This window comes from Shewanella sp. 0m-8, assembly GCF_052977265.1.
Genome location: NZ_JBRIMB010000007.1, coordinates 106,513 through 124,282, shown reverse-complemented (window position 1 = coordinate 124,282; position 17,770 = coordinate 106,513). Strand labels below are relative to the sequence as shown.

Below are 17,770 nucleotides of genomic sequence, written 5' to 3'. Positions count from 1 at the left end.
CCGTAATGCTAACTAAAAGTGTACCTTGCTACACTTTAGCCCTGAATGTTCGATTATTCAATATAGAAGTGTAACAACATACACTTTAATCAGGTTTATACATCGAACAACACCAAAGGTGTAGTTTCATACACTATTGAGCAAGGCTTGCCATCAAACACCCTAAAAGTGTAACTGACTACACTTTTCTGCTTAACCTCGCCCGATAGCTTATCCTGCTAAATTTCATGCATTAAAAAACCCGACACTGTTGCCAGTCTCGGGTTTTTCTATTCTTTTACAAGAAGTGGCTTTAAGTTTTTAGGCTATAGACCAACATAGGCTTTACGTTCTAACGCAGGAAAAATCGCTTTAGAGCAAGGCTTCTTGCCACGACGTTTAGCTTTCTTAAACGAGTGGCAAGGTAACGCAGCTATAAACGATTTTAACCAGTTAGATTACATGCCCAATGTGCCTCAAGCACCTCCACAACCCGCAACCAGTCTCGAAACCCCTGATACTAGTAGCTTTGCTTTACACATAGGTGTATAACATCGCCGCATAACAATCCTGTTAGAATGAGGTCATCAGGTGGCAGACAATAAACATTTGGTTCAACGTGGGAACATATGGTGGTTCGTAAGGCGTGTGCCTCAAAACCTAAAGCATATCTACCCAGATTGCTCTCGCATCCAAGGGTCTTTAAACACCTCAGACATTCGTGTCGCTAGAGCCAAGAGAGATGTCCTCATAGGTGAGATGCAGAAGCTGTCTCTGTCCTCTATGAGTAGCCAAAGAAGCATGTTCAAGCATCACATGAAAGAGCTTAAAGCCATCAAGATGCAGGATGAAAAGCAATACAATAGGTTCCTTTCGACCCTTAACCAGCAGGAACTAGCGCAGGAGCAAGAAATCCCCGCCAATGCACCTGTATGGGATCGAGTCCTATCACCAGACTATATAGGCAAAGAGGATGATAAGGCGTATGTCGAGGCATTCAAGGCCGTTACCTCAGGACGAGACCATAGCCCAGAGTTCTCTATAACGCTGCTTGAAGCTGTCGATGAGTATTGCTCAGACCGTAAAGGCCAAGTCACGCCAACGACACTAACCAAGACTAAGCGTAGCGCTGAGTTACTCTTAAGCTTCCTAGGTAAGAAAGACCTGTTAGCTGACAGCCTAGAACGTCGTCAAGCCTATGACTGGCTTCGTCATCTAGAGACCAGCTATTCAAGCAACACGGTATTTGCTCACCTGAGTCATATGCGTAGCGTCTATAAGTGGCTCATCAATCGAGGAGACATGATCGGTAACAATGTGTTCGAGGGTCAGACCATCAATGCTAATGGCAGTCATCAGAAGTACCAGTTGTTCGAGTACGCTGAGTTGCGTCAACTAAATGAACTGATTGAGCTGCAGTCGGCCGAAGTAAACCTACACTTCAAGCTTGGCCTCCATACAGGGGCGCGACTATCGGAGCTAGGTGGCTTAGAGCTGACTCAGGTTATTCTAGATACCGACATCCCCTACCTGCTTATCAAGACAGGTAAACAGAAGACAGGTGTGACTCCTAAGTACCGTTCAGTGCCTGTTGCTGACAATGTCCTTGAGCTACTGAGAGCACAGTACGACATAGCATCCGCCTCAGGTAGCCAGTACCTTTTCTGCGACACGATTTCAAACGATAGACAGGATGGTCGTGCGGCACAAGGCATAGGAGCTAAGTTTAGCCGAGTGAAGAAGAGGGTCACAGACAAGAGAACCAAGGCGTTCCATTCGTTACGTGTCCATGCAGCGACTTGGTGTCAGGCTCAAAACATACCAGAGCACATAACCTCGACACTACTAGGCCACAGCAACGGGCAGACCATGTCATACGCCTACTATGCCAAGCAGAACCCAGACCTGAGACCGTACAAGGAGGCTATCGAGTTGCTAGCGGCTTCAGTCTCTGAGGCTATCGACTAAATATCATACGTTATAGCGTGAAGCTACGTGAAATCTAGTGGTCAACACCTTGGTGGCTATTTCAGATTTCACGTAGGAGCACTATAAAGCAGGCCTTTCAACCATGACTTCCAGAGTCGGATATAATACAGAGGGAAAGCTGCCCAATTAGTTTCCTTATAAGGACATGTTGTATAGAGCCAATAGTTTTTGAGAATACATTTCAATTTGTCACAAAATTGTCTGAGGTCTTTTAATAAAGAGTCGTAAGCCTATTTCCCCCGTACCCCACCCAAGCTTGCTATAGAGATCATCTGTTTTCTTTACTAGCCTTGCTACTGACACCCTACACTATTATTCCTATCGCTAAGGCTTAGAGTTCTATACACGTAGGCTCAACAAACCATCGTTAGATGACCCCATCAAAAGTGACCCATAGCTCGTATCAACAAATTACCCATTGACATTGATGAACCCACTCACTATTGTTGACACCGTTTATGACCCTAGCCCATGAGACCAATCTAATGAGAACCTTTGCATACTGTCGTGTATCTACCGTTGAGCAGAACGCTGCAACACAAGCCCACCAGCTTAAGGAGAGGGTCGCTGACCTATTGGATACGCGCATCATAAGTGAATCTATATCTGGTGGTGTCGCTGCTATGGCTCGTCCAGCCTTTAAGGAACTAGTCGACCACAAGCTTGAGTCTGGGGACAGATTGGTAGTCTTGAAGCTTGACCGCTTAGGACGAGACGCTATTGATGTACTTCAAACCATTAAGATGCTGACAGAGAAAGGCGTCTCAGTACAATCGCTAGACCTGCCTGTATCTGACCTTAGCACTCCAGAGGGAAAGCTGATGCTTAGCCTTATGACTGCCTTTGCTGAGTTCGAGAAGTCTAGGATTGTCGAGAGGACACAAGAGGGTCTTGCGAGAGCTAAAGCCGAGGGTAAAACCTTAGGCCGACCAGTAGCAAAAGGTACGACTCAATCAGTGCTCAAAGCTAGAGCCGATGGTCTATCCCAAGCCAAGGTAGCTCAAGTGCTCGGTCTATCATTGGCGACCATCAAGAGACACTGGAACAAGGAGCTGTAAGCCCTCTAAATGATCCGTAGAGGCACGTTAGGCCTGACTTAGTACAATGGTAGCCATGAGATCTTATTGAGCCACTCAGGATCGCTTTAGCGTCTTTAAATGTCCGTCTGTCTGTGGTTACCTGTTTTTGTCGACCCAAGCTAGAACGCAGCGAAGGATGAGCAGTGAAGATTTTGCGTTATTAGGTAAATCAAGTAGTTACATTCAAGTGGTAAAAGTGGACCCTCAAAGCGGACTATGGAAGAAGAGTCGATCTGTTGATGACCTCTCTACCTCAAGTCTAACCTGAGCCTCTCCTGTGGATACCCCTTGAGCCTCTAGCCTATAAGATTAATCTGGTCCCGTCTCTCTACTACAAGACATCCTCAGAGAATACCTTAAGTAAGAAATACCTATCAAGATAATAAATCCTATCTACCTATGACACCTAAAGACTACCTTAAGATTGCGTGGTCAAGTACCATAAATCAGCCTTTGCCACAAGTAATTATTGTGTTGATGGTCTTTTTTGCTGTCTGATTGAGTAAACTTTAGCCTCTCACTGATGACGACAAGATGAGGCGATTAGACGTTACAGCAGTCATTATCTGGATGGTCGACAAGGCTCCTATTTGATCCTCAGCAAGGACTTATCGACTCATCTGTATAAGGTCTAGGGTTTAAAGGCTTGCGTCTCTCAGACCCTGTTTAGTGCCTTATCTGGCCGCGACCGCATAGAGACTTAAGGTCGGACTGATGATACAAGGGAGACCTGATAGTAATGCGCTGTTTGCCGCCTCTGGTGTCTGATGGACATCCCAATAAATCTCAAGTGCATCCTCTGAGGTGGCGTTGTGTACCTCATCAGTCATGACCATAGCCAGAGCGTCACATGTGCTGTCTATTTGTGCTTGATAAGTTGTCGGGATTGGTTGAATAGTATCTATTAGCATGGCTTAAATATCTCCTGTGTTATTTGAGGCGCGGAGGATAACCATAGACAATACTTCTTGTCTCGATAGTCTCGTACATGAGACTTTTTCTTGTGACAACAGTCACTTAATGCCGACTCAACTGATCAACTCCTGATCGAACTCAGAAAACAAATCTGGATTATGAAGAAACATGAGGTATGCACTCGATCAGTGCACACCTTACTAGACTCCAAGTTTGCCCCGTAAAGTTATGAGCCGGACTATCACCACCCATTGTTCTAACAAAATGAGCATAACCAAAAAAAGAAGTGTCATACGATTCATACGACACCTTATGTGACGCTAAGACCCAGCCCCCAGTTGCAGTATCCCTGAGTCGGATGTCTATCGTCTATCCCTACGCTCTGACTTACCTCAAGCTGAAGCCTTTCAGACTTGGGTATGCTCTCGATCAGAGCACACCTTACTAGTCTCCGCTTCAGAGGCGGAGACTCTAAGTTCTAAGCCCACCAAGATACAGGCAACAAAAAGGGAGCCTTACGACTCCCCTCTTGGTGTATAACTTTTTGTAGCAATCAACTGTATAACATTAGCGTATAACACACTTATGTAAACCTTTGATTTTAAAGGGCTTGAGTACACAAAGGCTTACATGCCCATGCCGCCCATACCGCCCATACCACCCATACCGCCCATGCCGCCCATATCAGCTGCATCGTCTTTAACTTCAGCAACCATACACTCGGTTGTGATCATTAGACCGGCAATTGAAGAGGCGAACTGTAGCGCGCTACGAGTTACTTTAGTTGGGTCAAGAATACCCATCTCTAGCATGTCACCATATGTGTCGTTACCTGCGTTGTAACCGTAGTTACCCGTGCCGTTCTTCACATTGTTAGCAACAACTGAACCTTCTTCACCCGCGTTAGTAGCGATTTGACGTAGTGGCGCTTCCATTGCACGTAGTGCGATGATCACACCGTGCTTCTGGTCTTCGTTAAGTACTTCTACTTCACCAATTTTGCTTGCTACGCGTACTAGTGCAACACCACCACCAGCAACCACACCTTCTTCAACCGCTGCGCGAGTTGCGTGTAGTGCGTCTTCTACGCGTGCTTTCTTTTCTTTCATTTCAACTTCAGTCGCTGCGCCAACCTTGATTACGGCTACGCCGCCTGCAAGTTTAGCCATACGCTCTTGAAGCTTCTCTTTGTCGTAATCTGAAGTTGATTCTTCAGCCTGGATTTTGATCTGTGCTACGCGAGACTTGATTTGAGCCTCTTCACCGTTACCGTCGATAATGGTTGTGTCATCTTTAGTGATGATAACGCGCTTAGCAGTACCTAGATCTTCTAGAGTGGCTTTTTCAAGCTCTAGACCAATCTCTTCGGCAATAACAGTACCGCCAGTTAGGATAGCGATATCTTGTAGCATTGCTTTACGACGATCGCCAAAACCTGGTGCCTTAACAGCAGCAACTTTAACGATACCGCGCATGTTGTTTACTACTAGTGTTGCTAGTGCTTCACCTTCAACGTCTTCAGCAACGATAAGCAGTGGCTTACCTGTTTTAGCTAGACCTTCAAGGATTGGTAGCAATTCACGGATGTTAGATACTTTTTTGTCTACTAGAAGGATGAATGGGCTTTCTAGTTCAACGCTGCCAGTTTCTGGCTTGTTGATGAAGTATGGAGATAGGTAACCGCGGTCAAACTGCATACCTTCAACTACGTCTAGCTCGTTCTCTAGTGCTTGACCTTCTTCAACAGTGATAACGCCTTCTTTACCTACGCGCTCCATCGCAGTTGCGATGATTTCACCAATTGACTCGTCTGAGTTAGCAGAGATGGTACCAACTTGAGCAATCGCTTTAGTGTCTGAACACTCTTGAGATAGGTTTTTAAGCTCGGCAACAGCAGCGATTACCGCTTTGTCGATACCGCGCTTAAGATCCATTGGGTTCATGCCTGCTGCAACGGCTTTTAGGCCTTCAGTTACGATTGCTTGCGCAAGTACTGTTGCAGTTGTAGTACCGTCACCGGCTGCATCGTTGGCTTTAGAAGCAACTTCTTTAACCATTTGTGCGCCCATGTTTTCGAACTTATCTTCTAGTTCGATCTCTTTTGCTACTGACACACCATCTTTAGTGATAAGTGGAGCACCAAAGCTCTTGTCTAGTACAACGTTACGACCTTTTGGGCCTAGGGTAACTTTAACTGCGTTAGCTAGAACGTTAACGCCTGCTAGCATTTTTACGCGTGCGTCATTACCAAATAATACTTCTTTAGCTGCCATCTTTAATGTCCTTTAAATTCTTTTGAAATGACTAATGCGTTGTTGGCCAGTCGCTCGATCACGCATCAGTATTGGAAAATGTCTAAATAGAGTGAATTAGCTCACTACAGCCATTAGATCTGATTCAGAAAGGATTAGCACTTCTTCACCATCAATTTTTTCTTTCTTTACGCCGTAACCTTCGTTGAAGATAACGATGTCGCCAACTTTAACGTCAAGTGGCTGAACAGTACCGTTTTCAAGAATACGTCCGTTGCCTACAGCAAGAACTTCACCGCGGCTAGATTGCTCTGCTGCGCTGCCTGTTAGCACGATGCCACCCGCTGACTTTGATTCAACTTCTGAACGCTTAACTATGACACGATCATGTAATGGACGAATATTCATCGATGGATACTCCAATTGTTTTTATGCCTAACTTATCTGCAGGCTTTTAAAGATAGTAACGACTTTACTCGATTTCACTTAAGTAAAACCAAAACTGTCGCTTGATGTTCGATACATGGGGGTTAATGTGCTCGGTTCCAAGCCCCATTTACAAAATAAATCCGATTTTTTTGACCCAGCCGGATAAAATTTGTGGCAATCCTGATAGAATTCGCCCTCCGAGTAAAGACTAGGCAAGAGTTCCCTATGAAAGACAGACACGGGCTGCTATCTCAGCCAATTGGTCGTGTACTGCTAAATATGAGCCTTCCAAACCTGATTGGTATTTTAACCATTCTCGGGTTCAGCCTCGTTGACACTTTTTTTATCAGCCAATTAGGCACCGAAGCCTTAGCGGCGATCAGTTTTACCTTTCCCGTGACCTTGATTATTTCAAGTATTGCTATCGGTATTGGCGCTGGAGTATCGACTAACCTAGGGCGCTTGATTGGCGGCGGACATGCAGATAAGGCAAAGGTGTTTTTACACGATGCATTAATGCTGACCTTCTTGCTTATTGCCTTTATCGCTCTACTCGGCAGCCTGTGTATCGACCCGCTATTTAGCCTGCTTGGTGCCAACCAGTCCAGCTTACCGCTTATTCATGACTATATGTTTATCTGGTACTTAGGGGCGCCACTACTGGTGCTGCTAATGGTGGGTAACCAAGGCCTGCGCGCCACAGGGGATACTCGTTCTCCAGCAAAAATCATGATGCTCGCGGCATTAATCAACCTTATTCTCGACCCATTGCTGATTTTTGGTATTGGGCCATTCCCACGCTTAGAGATTGAAGGTGCGGCGATTGCGACCGTGATCTCTTGGGTGGTGGCGCTGTCACTGTCGACTCATCTGTTGATTTTTAAGCGCCACTTAGTCGGCTTTGTTGAACTCAACATAACTCGCCTGAAATGCAACTGGAAGCAGCTGGCGCATATTGCTCAACCTGCAGCGATGATGAACTTACTTAACCCGCTAGCCAATGCCATTATTATGGCGATGCTGGCGCGTATCGACCATAGCGCGGTGGCCGCCTTTGGTGCCGGAACTCGCTTAGAGTCAGTGATGCTGATTGCTGTGATGGCGTTGTCATCTAGCCTAGTGCCATTTGTGGCGCAAAACCTGGGCGCGGGGCAACCCCAGCGTGCCCGTAGCGCGCTATTGCTGTCACTTAAATTTGTATTGGTGTTCCAAACCTTGCTGTATTTACCACTGCTGTTTTTAGCCAGACCATTGGCAGAGCTGTTTAGTAGCGACCCGCAGGTGATTGAATGGCTCAGTTTCTATATTTTAGTTATGCCAGCTGCTTATGGTCCGCTTGGGGTGGTGATTTTAGTGGCGACCTCACTTAATGCCTATCACAGGCCGATGAGCTCACTTATCTTAAACGTGTGCCGTCTGTTTTTAATCATGCTGCCGTTAGCGGCGCTGGGCTCATATTTAGGTGGAGTGAAAGGTTTGCTCTTAGCGCTACCTATTACTAACGCGATTATGGGTATTGCCTGTTATATTTTGGCGACACGGATCTCGGAGCCAGAGAAAACCGATATCACTGTTAGCCAAGCTTAACGCTAATGCTAAATGCCAATTGCAGAGGCTATCGTTAATGCAACGTTTACCGCTAAGGAACAGCTCATGCACGCCGTTGACCAAATCTTTAATGATGAAGACTTCTCTGATCAGGACTTGCAAGATGCGCGCTTTGAGCGCTGCAGCTTTTATCAATGCCGCTTTAATCATAGCGACTTAACTGATGCCCAGTTTATCCACTGTAAGTTTATTGTGCCAGGTGAGGATAAGGGCTGTGACTTTAGTTACGCCACCCTGACCAATGCCAGCTTTAAACACTGTAATTTGAGTATGGCGATCTTTAAAGGGGCCCGTTGTTACGGCCTTGAGATGCGTGAGTCTAACCTACAAGGTAGCGACTTTAGCCGCGCTAGTTTTGCTAATTACATTACCTCTAAAAGCTATTTCTGCTCGGCCTATATCACCAACTGTAACTTAGCCTATGCCGATTTTGGCGGCATGTTACTGGAAGAGTGTGAGCTATTTGATAATCGCTGGCGTGGCGCTAATTTAACTGGCGCATCGATGAAAGGCAGCGATTTAAGCGGCGGCGAGTTCTCGCCAGAACAATGGGGCAGCTTTGAGTTACAAGGTGCGAATATCACCCGAGTTGAACTCGATGGACTCGATCTGCGCGTAGTGAGCCTTGAAGGTGTCATGATTAATCAGTGGCAACAGGAGCAGCTACTTGCGCCGTTAGGCCTGATTGTGACGCCCGATTAGGCAGTCGTCGCTCACAACAACTAGCCTGGCATATCGCTGCACAGCAAAAATTATTCTGCATCAACTTGAGCGCAATAAAGCCTGCTACCGCTCCAGTTCCCCTTCGCTTAACACACGTTATTTAGCAGTAACAACTATAGTTAAGGTAACTGTAAACTCGGCTGTGAGTCGGCTTTATATTACTTTTGTATTTAAGGAGGTCATTATGACCGCCCTCAAAATCCTCTTACTGTCTGCATTAATTTTTCTGGTGTTTTTTTTAGGCCTGACTCCTAATGTCAGCTTTAAACATCAAGTGCAACCTATCTTCCAAGCATCTTGTATTGAGTGTCACTCAGCCACGGGTGAAGGCACACAAAGCTCAGGATTAATACTCGATAGCTACGCGAGCCTAATGCTAGGTACAAACAAAGGGCCTGTGGTTGTGGCTAACAGCCCTACATCGAGCACGCTCTATCTCGCAATCGATCATCAGCTCGACTCGTCTATCCAGATGCCACCGCATCATGAAGATCACGCCAGCCAAGGTCAAAGGAAACCCCTGACCAGCGAGCAGATTAAAGTGATTAAAGATTGGATTGAACAAGGCGCCATGGATAATTAAACACCCTGTGCCAGCCGTTATTGATGCAACACCCATAAACAAAAATTTATGGGTGTTCCCTGCTATTGCCTGTTACTGTTACTGTTTATGCCCATCACGATAAGAAAGAGCGCTCATAAAATGAATGTTACAGCCTTATTTTCACTCGTAATTAAAGTAATGCGGGTCCCTGTCATAGTTACAGTCTTAGTTGCAGTCATAGCCACCCCAACGATGGCCAGTGAGCCGTTGCAGTCTGAAGAGTATGCCATTGGCGTGATGGTAAAATCCCTCGATAACGCCATACAACATCCCTCAGCCGACGCTCTAGAATTGATTAGCCAATACGGCACAGATTCGCGTTACTATGTCATGATCCGTGGTTGGTTAGTTCAAGAGCTGCAAGGGGCCAACAGTCAGTTAGCAGCCAATCGCAAAGAGGATATGCATAAAGCTAAGCTGCAACAGAGAGTCGACTTTTTGCAGCAAGCGATCCGCCGTATCGATCTAGAATGATCGCTATTGGGCTCATCCATTAAGTCCTGTTCAAAACACGACGAAACAGACAAGATACATCATGAAAACATCCATAAAAGCTGCACTTCTATCTGCCTTTATTTGCCCTGGCAGTGGCCATTTTTATCTTAAGAAATACGCCATGGGTAAAGTGTTACTGGTCACCACTGTAACCAGTCTATGTTTTTTACTCTGGCACGCTTATCAACGCGCGCAGATCATCTCTCAGCAAATATTAAATGGCGAGATCCCACTTGAGCTTAATGCGATCTACAGTGCGGTAACCCAGGCGCCCCTTGGTAATGAAGCGCTTTATATCAATATTGCTACCATGGGATTTATTCTGGCATGGGTCATTGGGATTATTGACTCCTACCGTCTTGGCAAACAGCTCGATGATGCAGAACATAAGCACTAATCAGTAAGAAATAAGTAAGAAATAAGTAGCAAATACTAAGCAGTATCAAGAGCTGAGCCTCGGCTAAAACTCAGCCACAAAAAAGGGCTACTGTTCAGTAGCCCTTTTCATTGCTGTTAAGCCTAACGCTTACAGCGTCCGGTCTAGCAATGCCTCTGTTTTAGAGAAGTCATGCTGACTCGATGAGTGCTTATGCTGAGTCACTTTAGCATATGGATTCTTATCGAAATCATATTCATTCATTGCCGCTAGTGGCTTTGAAAAGTCATGACGCGTTGAGCCACGCTGAATATTATTTTTTTGGTTAGCTGGAATATTCTTTGAAAAATCATAATCGGCACTTGCCGCTATTGTTTTTGAGAAATCTGGTCGCTCAGCCATTGCTGAGGTGGAAATACAGCTAATCGCTACTGTTAAGGCTACGCTGGTTAACTTATTCATTTACAACTCCAATCTTATTTGCCTACACTCGATTAACAATCAGTCTACGTGATCCGACTGTTTTAGAGAACAAAAAAGAGGCAAATATTGCATTTTGATACAAATGAAACATAAAAGGCTAAATCTGAGTTCAGCTTTTATCAGATAGGATGACTTTATAACCTTCTGAGGTAATTAACTTTTTATGACTGGGTTGGTATAACTCGCTTGCTCATTGACAGTTTTGGCTTAGCAATAAAAAAGACGCGATAATTCGCGTCTTTTAATTTTAAGCCTTAACCTGAGAGCAGAATCTTAGGCTTTAACCTTATAGTCAGCCTTAAATCGGTGAGCCAGGCGGCAATGCCAACGGCTTAGTGATTAACTTAGCCTTAGCATCGGTTAGTCCCTTCTCGACACCATGCTGCAACCATGCAAAGTGCGCCGATTCATAAGCACTCACACGCTTAGCTTTGCGTTTAAGCTGCTTAACCGTATAAGTTAGGCGCTCTGCTAACTGCGCTTTGACTTCAGGGCGGGTTTTGTCGTTATGATAAGCACTAAGTAAGCTATCAAGCGTGACAGCATTAACGCGCATCCACACCCCTAGCTCTGGTCCTGTAGGGATATCGCTAAACAAGGTTGCAGCAAGCACCTTGTCGGTCAGCTTGGTCACTGATAACTGCTCTTTATCGCTCAAATACGCCTGATTGACGCGGTTGAGTCGCTCTGGAGTGTAAATCTGTGACACGGTCAAGCGGCTCAGTACTTCAGCCATTCCCACAGGATCGGTAATCACCCCTAGACCTGAGTCGAAGCTCTCACGAGTTTTGTAATAGTTACCCGCCTTAGGCACCAATACTTCTTGCAGCTTTTCAGACACAACTAACGCTTCTGGTGACAAGCTTGCTAGCAAGACTTCTAGCGCTTGTTGCTGAATCGCTGGCGCAACATAGTGCCACGTTTGTCCATCGATACCATCGCCATAACTGTATGTGGTGCCACCGATCATTTTGGCTGCTGCAGCAATCTGGAAACGGGTCAGCAAGTAGATAGGCACAAATGCGTCTTGAAGCTCGCCTTGAGGCTGCTCAGCAAGTAGCGCCTCGGCAGAGAAATCATTAATTGCCTTGGTGCGCACTGCTGCAAGCCGCGTTAATTCGGCAACGGGATCATTACCATTGTCCCAAAGGCTAGCATAGGCATTACTCGCTCCCGCTGTACGGGAGTCTGCCTCGCCGATATACCTTAGGCCTTGTTTAGCCACATCATCACGTAGCTTGCTAAGCCCTTGAGCCTCGCTGCCATCGGCAAATTCACCGTAACCATAAGCCACGGTGTATTTATCCCACGCTCCAATACCTTCGTCGTAGGGTTTACTGATATCGATTTTATCACCATTGATTGCCACCATAGGGTGCGGGTAATCCATCACCGAGGCATTACTGTTACTTGAGGCGGCAAAGTTATGATCGAGCCCTAAGGTGTGACCCACCTCATGAGCTGACAGCTGACGAATACGTGCCAGCGCTAACGCCATTGCCGCATCGCCGGCGGCGGCTCTGTCTTCCCAACCCGCGGTTAAACCACGGGCAATAAGGTGATCTTGTCGTACGCGCTGACTGCCTAAGGTGACATGACCTTTAATGATCTCACCGGTGCGAGGATCGGTAACCGCTGAACCATAAGACCAGCCGCGGGTTGCGCGGTGAACCCACTGGATCATGTTATAACGCACATCCTGTGGATCGGCATCTTCTGGTAGCAACTCAACTTTGAAGCCATTAATAAAGCCTGCATGAGTAAATGCATCTTCCCACCAGCTCGCCCCTTCTAACAGTGCCGTTCTAATTGGCTCTGGAACGCCAGGGTCGAGATAATAAGTAATAGGTTTAACCACCTGACTCGGTGCACTGCCAGGGGTGACTTTTTCTAAACGGTGGCGCAATAAAAAGCGCTGACGAATATCTTCATCAACACGAGTACCATAATCTAAATACTCATCAGACAGGTAACCACTTAAAGGGTGATAAGCGCGTGCTTGATAACCCTCTTCTGGTAGCGCGATAAATGAATAACGCAGGCGTACCGAAAGGTGCTTAGCATCAGGGGTGACCTGGGCAACATAATCACCGCCTTTGGCAGCGTCGAAGGTGAGTAACACATCGATATCGCTGTTACGTTCAAAGGATTTAACCCCTTCAGGCAAAATAAGTGACTTGCTCTTGTCGAGCTGATAACTGCCTTGCTTGGTTTGCTCTAATACGTCACTGATCCCGTGTAGATCGTTAAGCACTAAATCGTTGATCGCAACAAGATTACGCTTCCCCGTAACCAACTTGCCACGCCACAACACTGACTCGGCAAAAGCTTCTTTAACGGCGCGCTGCTCGGCGACGTTGTCAGTGTTAGCGCGATAGGCTGTATTGAGCTGCTTTAAAATAAGGTAAGGGCCATGGCGCTCAAATTGCACCATGCGAGTTCGACCAAGCTGGCCTCTGTCTAGACCAATATCATTAGAGCCTACGCCATGGGGGAGGCTGGTTAGCATTAAAAATGGCTGGTTGAGCTTATTGGCTTCGAGGTAAAGATCCCCTGATGATGCGTCATAAAACAGATTAATGAAACCTGTTGCTGCCTGGCTTTTTTTAATCAGTGTTGCAGTGTTTGTAGTGGCAGCCACTGCACTGGTCATAGGCACTACGGCGAGTGCAATTGCCAGCGCGAGTTTGTAGGGTCTCATTCGATCTCCTTGATCTTGTTGATCGCTATCGCATTCGGTTAAATACAATAATCTTTATTTTTATTATTAAGATTGATTAGCTTAATAAATAGGCTTGCACTTTAGCAAGCCTATCTTGTTCTATTTGAGTAACTATCACTTAAGCGACTATGTTTGTCACATCAGTGTTTGTCACATCAGTGTTTGTCACATCAGTGTTTGTCACATCAGTGTTTATCACATCAGGGTTTATAGCATCAGTGCTTATGGCATTCGCCTTTAGGACTTCCTGCCACACACAGCTATCCAATGGCTCAAGGTATCGAACAGCTCATTGAGCACTATCGGCTTGGTAATATGGGCATTCATCCCCGCCGCTAAGCTCTTTTCCCTATCACCAGACATGGCATGTGCCGTCATAGCGATCACCGGTAACTGTTCGGTTGAGTAGCGTTTACGTAACTCTTTAGTCGCCGTAAGACCATCCATCACCGGCATCTGAATATCCATTAATACCGCATCGTAATTGGCTTTGTCGATCATATCTAAGGCGATCTGCCCGTTTTCGGCAACATCGACCGTGTAGCCCGCGCTCTTAAGTAACTCGGTAGCCACTTGCTGATTAATAAAGTTATCTTCAACCAGCAAAATATAACCAGAGTCTTGTTCGCCCACCTCTTCAATCACATCTGGCAGAGGGTTCAGACTTGGCTCATCGGCAAAGGCTGAGATAATCTCATCGAATAAAGATGATGCTTTAAATGGCTTTTGCAGCAAGGCATACACGTTCGCGTCGGCGACATCTTTTTGCATCGGCTCTGCAGTGTATGCGGTCATCATGATAATGATCGGCCGCTTGTCCAATCGACCATCCGCCACCATGGCATCGATCTCTTTAATCACCTCAAGACCATCCATCTCAGGCATCATCCAGTCGAGCAACAGTAGATCGATAGGTTTTTTACTTAGCTTATATAGGCCTTCTGGCCCACTTGCTGCCGTGTCGACATTGAAATGGAAATCCCTTAGTACGCTCGAATAAATCTGCAGCGCCGTTGGGTTATCATCAATAACTAAGGTTTGAAGGTTACCTAAGGTTTCAGGCACGACAAGCGGCAATACCTCAGCCTCCTCGGCAATCTCAAAGCTAATGGTGAAGCTAAAGGTACTGCCAACCCCCATTTCACTTTCAACCTGCATGGTACCGCCCATCATCGACACTAAGTGTTTACTGATTGAGAGCCCAAGACCTGTACCACCATACTTGCGGGTAGTGGACCCGTCAGCCTGAGCAAAGGCATCAAACAGGGTCGCCTGCTGTTCTTTACTAATACCAATACCGGTATCACGTACCCAGAATTTAAGGGTAATGCGGTGATCGCGCTCGCCCACATCTTCACAGCCAAGCTCAATCTCACCCGACTGAGTAAACTTAACCGCATTAGACAGCATATTAATCAGGATCTGCCCTAAACGCAGTGGATCACCTTCTAAAATAAGTCCAGCGGTAACAGGTGCATACAAGAGCAGCTCGACTCCCTTTTCTTGTGCCTTAAGTCCATTTAGATCAAGCGCATGATCTAATACCTTATCTAGCGGGAAGGCGACGCGTTCGAGCTCTAGCTTACCTGCTTCAATCTTAGAGAAATCGAGGATGTCATTGATGATCCGCAGCAGCGAGTGCGCCGAGAAGCCGGCTTTCTCAAGGTAATCTTTTTGCTTTGGCGTGAGCGAAGTGCGCTGCGCCAACTGCAACATACCGATAATGGCGTTCATTGGCGTACGAATTTCATGACTCATATTGGCCAAAAATTCACTCTTGTACAGGTTAGCCATTTCCGCGTCTTGTTTAGCTTCTAGCATCGAAACTTCGTTACGCTTATGGCGAGTAATATCTTTGTGAGTCCCCACCATACGCTTTGGCTGATTATTCGGGGTGAACTCTACCACTCGGCCACGAGACAATAACCAGTGATATTCACCGCTCTTGCCAAGCATTCTAAATTCGATATCGAAGGCACCAACAGGATTGGCAAGGTATTGCTCGCGATACTCTTGCACACGAATGCGATCGTCCGGATGGATCAGCTCATCAATGGTTGATGCTAAGGCTGGGAACTCATTGACCTTATAACCAAGCATTGAATAGTAGGCTGGGTTACAAATAATCTGCTCAGAGTCTAAATACCAATCCCATAGACCATCTTCCACCGCGTCCATGGCTAAGTGATAACGCTCTTCCGATAAACGCAGCTGCTCCGCCGACTCATATTCTCGCGTCACATCACGCCATACGGCAATAAGGCCTAACAGCTCACCACGGCGGTTATAGAAAGGGATTTTTAAGGTATCGAGTAGCACAGGTTTACCCGCAAGCTCTACCTTTTCCTGATAACGTAGCGGCGTTCTATCTGTGAGTACCCGCTCATCTTCGGCGCGAATACGCAACGACTGCTCGTCAGGTGTCAGTGCATCTGAGAACTGGCCAATAATTTCACTCTCGCTAAAGCCCAGCATACGCTCAGCTGACTTGTTACAACCTAGGTAACGACCCTCTTTGTCCTTAAACACAATCGCTTCGGGGATCGAGTCGAGCAGTGAACGTAGCAACGCATATTCTTGTTCGCGGCGCTCAGTGGTCTCTTTTAGTCGCTCGGTGCGCTGCGCCACCAGCTTATCGAGTCGCCGATTTTGCTCTGCCAAATGCCGGGTATATTGTTTGTTCTCTTCAAAAATCCGGCTCACCAACTGGAACCAGGGCGCCCATCCCACGGTAATTTTCTCGGGAGGTTTGATAGGTTCCGCCGAACACTCCTCTAGGTGAGTCAGCAATCGAGATGCCGGGTTAACGAATGAGCGGCGAGTCTGCCAGTGTACTATGGTCACCAAAATCGATAATGCTAAGACAACTAACACGAATGTCATCTCCAGCTTTTCCCATGAGTCTTTAAACAGGTCGTCGACATCTTGCAGATACAGTAGGCGCCACGGTGCGTTATGTAACGCAACAGAGTGAATATAATAACCGTTTCGGATAATGCCTTCGTGGGCATCAAACAGCTCCGACTCTGGGATCGAGTGCAGCTCAGACGGGATCTTCTGGCTAATATGATAAACACGATTGATATCAGAGTTGTCGATATCGCTATGGGTCAAAATATTATTATTTTGATCCAGCAAAATAACCGTGCCGGGCATTTTAAAGTACAAGCGGATCTGCTTTCTCAGCGAGGCCAGCGTCATGTCTAAGTTGATCGATCCGATAAACTCATCTTCGAGATATATGGGTACCCCAAGCGTAGTTAATAGGCCTTTACCGGTCGCTTCAACATAAGCGGGGCTCCAGGCAAAGCTGCGCTGCGGGTTATTCGAGGGAGTGACTAACTGAAACTGTTTCTTGTTAAGCAGTTCATCACGAAAGCGTTGCTCATCTGACGGCCACGGAAAATAAGACATGATGCGGCGTTTAGAGATGTAATAGATAGAAGAGGCTTTAGGCGCGGCTTCGTTTGCAACCGGAAAAGACAGCGAAAGCTCAAACAGCATCTCCAGTTCTTGATAAAACTGTTCGCTGCGACCATTAAGCGAACCCGCACCAGTGATGCGTCCCATGTTGGTGAAAGGATCACCACTTTTGGCGTAGCTGGGCTCTAAGGTAAAGAACTGGCCACTCTCGTTAAATTTTTCATACTGAGGTAAGCGGTCCTTACGCACCAGCTCCCCTAATCGTAAATGATCGACGGCAACGTTGCGTAGACTCTTAACCGCACGAATACTCGACTCCAGCAGCAAGTCCACCTGTAGCACGTGACGTTCAACTAACTCTTCGGTTTGGGCGATTAACTGGGCCTTCTGATTGTCGAATGAAATCCAAGCGGTTCCCAAAGCCATGATGATTACGCCGATATAGGTGTAAAAAACGGCTCTATTATAGTTTTTCTGAATCGTTGACTTTAGCTGAAGAGTCGGCTCAATCCGTTTCATTTACAACCCTTGGTATACTCTTTACGAGATTATTCAAATGCGCCCATTTTAAAGACAGGACTTTGGCGTTAATAATATCAGTAAGATAGCTTTCAATAATAGCTTAAAAGTGTAACTTAGAAGTTAAAAAGGCCTCAACAAGTGTGAGGCCTAATCCATTTATCAACCAAAACA

General features: G+C 46.3%; 13 protein-coding genes. 7 read left to right on the top strand and 6 right to left on the bottom strand.

Going from position 1 to position 17,770, the window contains the following annotated elements:
* Nucleotides 1-570: 570 nt before the first annotated feature.
* Both ACVBIO_RS05375 and ACVBIO_RS05370 read left to right on the top strand, forming a co-directional pair.
* Complete coding sequence (locus ACVBIO_RS05375; protein WP_447172143.1) at nt 571-1,947, top strand: tyrosine-type recombinase/integrase; 1,377 nt, start codon at nt 571-573, stop codon at nt 1,945-1,947.
* A gap of 506 nt (nt 1,948-2,453) precedes the next feature.
* Nucleotides 2,454-3,026: a recombinase family protein gene (locus ACVBIO_RS05370; RefSeq protein WP_447159706.1), complete on the top strand. Its 573-nt coding sequence runs from the start codon at nt 2,454-2,456 to the stop codon at nt 3,024-3,026.
* A 695-nt stretch (nt 3,027-3,721) separates the two neighbouring features.
* On the opposite strand, the gene ACVBIO_RS05365 is transcribed toward ACVBIO_RS05370, so the two are convergent.
* The 3 genes from ACVBIO_RS05365 to ACVBIO_RS05355 form a co-directional block, all read right to left on the bottom strand.
* Entirely contained in the window at nt 3,722-3,958 is a 237-nt protein-coding gene (locus ACVBIO_RS05365; protein ID WP_447172142.1) for a hypothetical protein, read from the bottom strand.
* A 630-nt stretch (nt 3,959-4,588) separates the two neighbouring features.
* Nucleotides 4,589-6,235, bottom strand: coding sequence for a chaperonin GroEL (groL, locus tag ACVBIO_RS05360; protein ID WP_447159709.1), 1,647 nt, complete (start codon nt 6,233-6,235; stop codon nt 4,589-4,591).
* 96 nt (nt 6,236-6,331) lie between these two features.
* Entirely contained in the window at nt 6,332-6,622 is a 291-nt protein-coding gene (locus ACVBIO_RS05355) for a co-chaperone GroES (RefSeq protein WP_220782516.1), read from the bottom strand.
* A gap of 246 nt (nt 6,623-6,868) precedes the next feature.
* On the opposite strand from ACVBIO_RS05355, the gene ACVBIO_RS05350 reads away from it, so the two are divergent.
* The 5 genes from ACVBIO_RS05350 (at nt 6,869) to ACVBIO_RS05330 (ending at nt 10,470) form a co-directional block, all read left to right on the top strand.
* Nucleotides 6,869-8,230 (top strand): MATE family efflux transporter, encoded by a 1,362-nt coding sequence (locus ACVBIO_RS05350; protein WP_447172141.1) that lies wholly within the window; start codon nt 6,869-6,871, stop codon nt 8,228-8,230.
* 66 nt (nt 8,231-8,296) lie between these two features.
* Nucleotides 8,297-8,953, top strand: coding sequence for a Qnr family pentapeptide repeat protein (locus tag ACVBIO_RS05345; RefSeq protein WP_447172156.1), 657 nt, complete (start codon nt 8,297-8,299; stop codon nt 8,951-8,953).
* A gap of 205 nt (nt 8,954-9,158) precedes the next feature.
* The gene (locus ACVBIO_RS05340; protein ID WP_447159711.1) at nt 9,159-9,557 is read left to right on the top strand and encodes a c-type cytochrome domain-containing protein; all 399 of its coding nucleotides are present in this window, start codon (nt 9,159-9,161) and stop codon (nt 9,555-9,557) included.
* A 120-nt stretch (nt 9,558-9,677) separates the two neighbouring features.
* Nucleotides 9,678-10,052 carry a hypothetical protein gene (locus ACVBIO_RS05335; protein WP_447159712.1) on the top strand — a complete coding sequence of 125 codons (375 nt, stop codon included), beginning with the start codon at nt 9,678-9,680 and terminating at the stop codon, nt 10,050-10,052.
* A gap of 61 nt (nt 10,053-10,113) precedes the next feature.
* The gene (locus ACVBIO_RS05330) at nt 10,114-10,470 is read left to right on the top strand and encodes a DUF6677 family protein (RefSeq protein ID WP_447159713.1); all 357 of its coding nucleotides are present in this window, start codon (nt 10,114-10,116) and stop codon (nt 10,468-10,470) included.
* A gap of 129 nt (nt 10,471-10,599) precedes the next feature.
* Here ACVBIO_RS05330 and ACVBIO_RS05325 read toward each other — a convergent pair whose 3' ends face one another.
* The 3 genes from ACVBIO_RS05325 to ACVBIO_RS05315 all read right to left on the bottom strand — a co-directional run bounded on the left by ACVBIO_RS05325 (nt 10,600) and on the right by ACVBIO_RS05315 (nt 17,596).
* The gene (locus ACVBIO_RS05325) at nt 10,600-10,911 is read right to left on the bottom strand and encodes a hypothetical protein (protein ID WP_447159714.1); all 312 of its coding nucleotides are present in this window, start codon (nt 10,909-10,911) and stop codon (nt 10,600-10,602) included.
* A gap of 319 nt (nt 10,912-11,230) precedes the next feature.
* Complete coding sequence (locus ACVBIO_RS05320) at nt 11,231-13,633, bottom strand: zinc-dependent metalloprotease (RefSeq protein WP_447163268.1); 2,403 nt, start codon at nt 13,631-13,633, stop codon at nt 11,231-11,233.
* A 258-nt stretch (nt 13,634-13,891) separates the two neighbouring features.
* The gene (locus ACVBIO_RS05315; protein ID WP_447159716.1) at nt 13,892-17,596 is read right to left on the bottom strand and encodes a response regulator; all 3,705 of its coding nucleotides are present in this window, start codon (nt 17,594-17,596) and stop codon (nt 13,892-13,894) included.
* Nucleotides 17,597-17,770: the final 174 nt, after the last annotated feature.